Here is a 5068-nt window from a genome sequence, read left to right as displayed (position 1 = left end):
GCAGAAAGGCCCCGACCAGGGCCATGCTGGTGCCCTGGCCGGCCGCCGGTGACGGGCAGTGCGCGGCGTCGCCGAGCAGCACGACCCGGCCGGCGGACCAGCGCGGCAACTCGACCTGGTTGAGCGCGTCGAAGTAGACGTCGTCGGCGCTGCGCAGCAGGTCGAGGAAGCGCGGGACCTGCCAGCCCAGGCCGGCGAACCGGTCCGCCAGCACCTCCCGGCCCAGCACCGGCTCGTCCGCGCCGAAGACCATGCCGACCTTGGCCGGTGCGGTGCCGCCGGTGCTGTAGGCGAAGACCATCCGGCCCGGCTCGGTGTAGAAGATCTCCTCGCGGTCCAGGCCCAGCTCGTTGGGCACGTCGAAGATCGCGATGTGCGCGCCCAGGTAGCGCAGCGGCACCTCCCCCAGGGCCAGGCGCCGGGTGGCCGAATGCACCCCGTCCGCGCCCACGACCAGGGCGAACCGGCGGGTGGCCCCGCTGGTGAAGGTGACGTCGACGCCGTCGGGGCCGTCGGTCATCGTGGCGATCGCGTCGCCGAAGACGTACTCCACGTCGGCGGCGGTGGCGTCGTACAGGATCCGGGTCAGGTCGGTGCGCATGACCTCGAGGTCGTCGCCGCGGCGGCCCATCAGCAGGTTGGCGTCGAGCTTGGCGATCTGCCGGCCGTCGCGCCGGACGTAGGTCACGTAGCGCATGCCGGTGTCGGCCGACCGGGCCGCCTGGTAGAGGCCCATGCGCTTGAGGACGTCGGTGGCGGCGCCACGGATGTCGACCTTGTAGCCGCCGTCGCGCAGGACCGGGGCCCGCTCGACGACCGTGGGACGGAAGCCGTACCGGTGCAGTTGGTGGGCCAGGGCGGGACCGGCGAGGCCGGCGCCGGAGATGAGTACGTCGCGAGAGGTCATGCAGCTACTATACAAACGTATTATACGTTTGTATAGAACTTAGGATGGCGGCCATGGGACACCGTGCGGATCTACTGGCCGGCGCCAAGCGCTGCCTCTTCGACAAGGGCTACGCGCGGACCACCGCCCGTGACATCGTCGCGGCGTCGGGGACCAACCTCGGCTCGATCGGCTACCACTACGGCTCCACCCAGGCCCTGATGCAGGCGGCCATGCTCAGCGCGATCGAGGACTGGGGCGACGCGGTCGGGCTCGCACTGGCCACCGCCACCGGCGACGAGTCGGCCGACCCGCTGGTGCGCTACTGGCAGCGGGTGATCGGCAGCATCCTCAGCCACCGCGAGCTGTGGCTCGCCAGCATCGAGGCGATGCTGCAGAGCGAGCACTCCGCCGAGCTCAAGGCCCAGCTCGCCGAGGGCATCGAGCAGGGACGGCGCGGCCTGGCCGCGATCCTCACCGGCCAGGATGAGGACACGATCGACGAGCAGACGGTACGCACGATCGGCGCGGTCGCGATGGCCCTGATGTCGGGTGTGCTGACCCAGTGGCTGACCGACCCGGTCCGCGCGCCGTCCGCGGAGCAGATCGCCGCCGGGATCCGGGCCCTAAGCCTCGCCCCAGGCTTTCAGCAGTAGCGCGCGGGTGTCGCCGAGCATCTGCGGCAGCACCTTGGTGCGGCCGATCACCGGCATGAAGTTGCCGTCGCCGCCCCACCGCGGCACCACGTGCTGGTGCAGGTGCGCCGCGATCCCGGCCCCGGCCACCGCGCCCTGGTTCATCCCCAGGTTGAAGCCGTGCGGACTGCTCGCCCGCCGGATGACCCGCATCGCCCGCTGGGTGAAAGCGGCCAGCTCGACGGTCTCGGCGTCGGTCAGCTCGGTGTAGTCGGCGACGTGCCGGTACGGGCAGACCAGCAGGTGCCCCGGGTTGTACGGATACAGGTTGAGCACCGCGAAGACCTGCTCACCGCGGGCCACCACGAGGCTCTCCCCCTCGTCGAGCCCGGGCGCCACGCAGAACGGGCAGCCGGCGGGCGCCTCGTAACCGCCCTCGGGCCGGTCCGCCCCCGAGATGTACGCCATCCGGTGCGGCGTCCAGAGCCGGTCGAGACCGTCCCGCTCCCCTGCGTCACTCACCCTCCCACCCTAGTCAGCGGGGCCGGTGCCCGCCCGGTGCGCGCCGGACATCGACATCCGTCATAGAGTGTCGGCGATCGAGTGAGGTGGACGACCATGCGTGGGACGCATATCCGGCACCGTCGTGGTGTCCTGGTGAGCCTGATCGTGGCGGTGCTGGTGGTCGGCGTGACGGTGACGACCGTGGTCGCCCTGGGCACCGGCGACGACGAGCCGGTCGCACCGGGTGCCGCGCCGGCCACCCTCGGCCGCCGCCCCTGGCAGGTCACCCTCGACGTGGACCAGACCTCCGGCTACGTGGTCACCGCCAGCGTCACCGACGGCGACCGGCAGACCCTCACCGTGCAGAACCTCGGGCTGGGCAGCAGCCCCGACGGCACGTACGGCGGTGAGGTGACCGCCTTCTCGCCGGGCACGCTGGACGAGAGCCAGTTCCGCGGCGCCGAGCAGATCGACGACTTCCGCTATCTGAAGGCGTTCTCCTTCGCCGGGCACACCGTCGGGGAGACCGAGCCGTGGCAGACGGCGGCGGTGGGCCGGCGGGACCCGTCGGGCACGTGGATCGTGGTCTACGCCGACACGTCCCGGGCCAAGGACAAGATCACCCGGGCGGATCTGCTCCGGCTCGCCGCCGCGGTCACCCTCGGCTCGCCCCGCGATCTGCGGCTGCCGCTGCGCCTCGGCGTCCGGATGCCCAAGGGCCTGGAGCTGACCTACCTCCGGTCGCCGGACCACCGGATCGACCGGGGACAGACGGCCGTCGGTTTCAGCACCGGCTCCCGCGCGCCCTCGGGCGCGGCCGTCTACAACGGACTGCCGGGCGGCCTGGAGGTCGCCGTGCTGACCGCCGCCCGGGACGCAAACTGGGAGCGCAAGCGCGCCGCGCTGACCGGCCGGACCCAGGTCGGCAAGCTGCCGGCCTGGTACGAGCCCCGCGGCCGGCTGATCGTGGAGGCCGAACACTGCGTCGTCACGGTGGAGTCGCTCTTCCCCCGGCGCGAGCTGGACGCGCTGATCGGGGAGCTCACCATCGGCGACTGCGCCGACCCGGACTCCTGGATCCCGCCGCTGAGCTGACGCGGGACCCAGGAGACGCGGGGGTGTCTCAGGCCGCGGACGGCCCGGTGTTGACCCGGCTGCGCACGATCTCGGCCACGTGCGCGACCGCCTCGTCGAGCGGCACCCCGTTGCGCTGGGAGCCGTCGCGGTAGCGGAACGACACGGTGCCACCGTTCACGTCGTCGTCGCCGGCGATCGCCATGAACGGGATCTTCTGCTGCTGCGCGGTGCGGATCTTCTTCTGCATCCGGTCGTCGGAGTAGTCGACCTCGGCCCGGATGCCCTCCTTGCGGAGCCGGGCGACGAACTCACCGAGGTAGTCGGCGTGGTCGTCGCGGATCGGGATGCCGACCACCTGGACCGGCGCCAGCCAGGCCGGGAAAGCGCCCGCGTAGTGCTCGGTCAGCACGCCGAAGAAGCGCTCGATCGAGCCGAACAGCGCCCGGTGGATCATGACCGGCCGCTCCCGGCCGCCACTGGCCGCCGAATACTCCAGCTCGAACAGCTCCGGCAGGTTGAAGTCCACCTGGATGGTCGACATCTGCCAGGTGCGGCCGATCGCGTCCTTGACCTGCACGCTGATCTTCGGACCGTAGAACGCCGCGCCGCCCGGGTCCGGCACCAGGTCCAGGCCGGACTCCACGGCGGCCTGGCGCAGCGCCTCGGTGGCCCGCTCCCAGTTCTCGTCGGTGCCGACCGACTTCTCCGGGTTGCGGGTGGACAGCTCCAGGTAGAAGTCGTCCAGCCCGTAGTCCTTCAGCAGGTCGAGGACGAAGCGCAGCAGGGACTTCAGCTCGCCCGCCATCTGCTCCTCGGTGCAGAAGATGTGGGCGTCGTCCTGGGTCATGCCGCGCACCCGGGTGAGGCCGTGCACCACGCCGGACTTCTCGTAGCGGTAGACGGTGCCGAACTCGAACATGCGCAGCGGCAGCTCGCGGTAGGACCGGCCCCGGCTCCGGAAGATCAGGTCGTGGAAGGGGCAGTTCATCGGCTTCAGGTAGTAGTTCGCGCCCTCCATCTCCATGGGCGGGAACATGCCGTCGGCGTACCAGCCGAGGTGGCCGGAGGTCTCGAACAGGTTGCCCTTGGTGATGTGCGGGGTGTTCACGAAGGCGTAGCCGGCCTCCTCGTGCTTGAGCCGCGAGTAGTTCTCCATCTCCCGGCGGATGATGCCGCCCTTGGGGTGGAACACCGCGAGACCGGAACCGATCTCGTCGGGGAAGGAGAACAGGTCCAGGTCGGCGCCCAGCTTGCGGTGGTCGCGGCGGGCGGCCTCCTCCAGCAGCTTCTGGTACGCCTTGAGCTCGTCGCGGGTCGGCCACGCGGTGCCGTAGATGCGCTGGAGCTGCGGGTTCTTCTCACTGCCGCGCCAGTACGCGGCGGCCGAGCGCATCAGCTTGAACGCGCCGATCAGCCGGGTGGTCGGCAGGTGCGGGCCGCGGCACAGGTCGCCCCAGACGCGCTTGCCGTCCTTGTCGATGTTGTCGTAGTGGGTGAGCTCGCCGGCGCCGACCTCCATGACCTCGTCGGCGTCCACCTCACCCTTGATGTCGACCAGCTCGAGCTTGTACGGCTCGTCCGCCAGCTCCACCTTGGCCTCGTCGAGCGAGCCGTACTCGCGGCGCCGGAACGTCTGGCCGGACTTGACGATCTCCTGCATCCGCTTCTCGAGCCTGGCCAGGTCATCCGGCTGGAACGGCTTGGCCACGTCGAAGTCGTAGTAGAAGCCGTTCTCGATCGGCGGCCCGATGCCGAGCTTGGCCTCCGGGAAGACGTCCTGCACGGCCTGGGCCAGCACATGCGCCGTCGAGTGCCGCAGCACGTTGAGCCCGTCCGGCGAGTCCAGCGGCACCGGGGTGACCTCGGTGTCCAGTTCGGGAGCCCAGTCCAGGTCGCGCAGCCGGCCGGCCGGGTCGCGCACGACCACGATCGCCTTCGGACCGGCGGCGGGCAGGCCGGCGGCGGC

The 5068-nt window shown here is 71.0% G+C and carries 5 protein-coding genes; 2 read left to right on the top strand and 3 right to left on the bottom strand.

Features of this window, described 5'->3' with window-relative positions:
• The coding region (locus tag AB0C29_RS33105) for an FAD-dependent monooxygenase (RefSeq protein WP_360828612.1) at window positions 1-907 on the bottom strand (907 nt) is incomplete at its 3' end.
• Between the two features lie 53 nt (window positions 908-960).
• On the opposite strand from AB0C29_RS33105, the gene AB0C29_RS33100 reads away from it, so the two are divergent.
• Window positions 961-1542 (top strand): TetR/AcrR family transcriptional regulator, encoded by a 582-nt coding sequence (locus tag AB0C29_RS33100; RefSeq protein ID WP_360828608.1) that lies wholly within the window; start codon window positions 961-963, stop codon window positions 1540-1542.
• On the opposite strand, the gene AB0C29_RS33095 is transcribed toward AB0C29_RS33100, so the two are convergent.
• Window positions 1513-1989 (bottom strand): HIT domain-containing protein, encoded by a 477-nt coding sequence (locus AB0C29_RS33095; RefSeq protein ID WP_360828615.1) that lies wholly within the window; start codon window positions 1987-1989, stop codon window positions 1513-1515. The genes AB0C29_RS33100 and AB0C29_RS33095 overlap by 30 nt on opposite strands.
• A 150-nt stretch (window positions 1990-2139) precedes the next feature.
• On the opposite strand from AB0C29_RS33095, the gene AB0C29_RS33090 reads away from it, so the two are divergent.
• Complete coding sequence (locus AB0C29_RS33090; RefSeq protein ID WP_360828605.1) at window positions 2140-3120, top strand: hypothetical protein; 981 nt, start codon at window positions 2140-2142, stop codon at window positions 3118-3120.
• Between the two features lie 28 nt (window positions 3121-3148).
• Here the strand turns inward: AB0C29_RS33090 and thrS are convergent.
• Window positions 3149-5068: threonine--tRNA ligase (thrS, locus tag AB0C29_RS33085; RefSeq protein WP_360828602.1), on the bottom strand; the 1920-nt coding region annotated here is incomplete at its 5' end.

It is taken from the genome of Actinoplanes sp. NPDC048791 (assembly GCF_040650095.1).
Lineage (GTDB): Bacteria > Actinomycetota > Actinomycetes > Mycobacteriales > Micromonosporaceae > Actinoplanes.
Note: the sequence above shows the minus strand (reverse complement) of the source record. Positions and strands in the feature narration are given on the sequence as shown.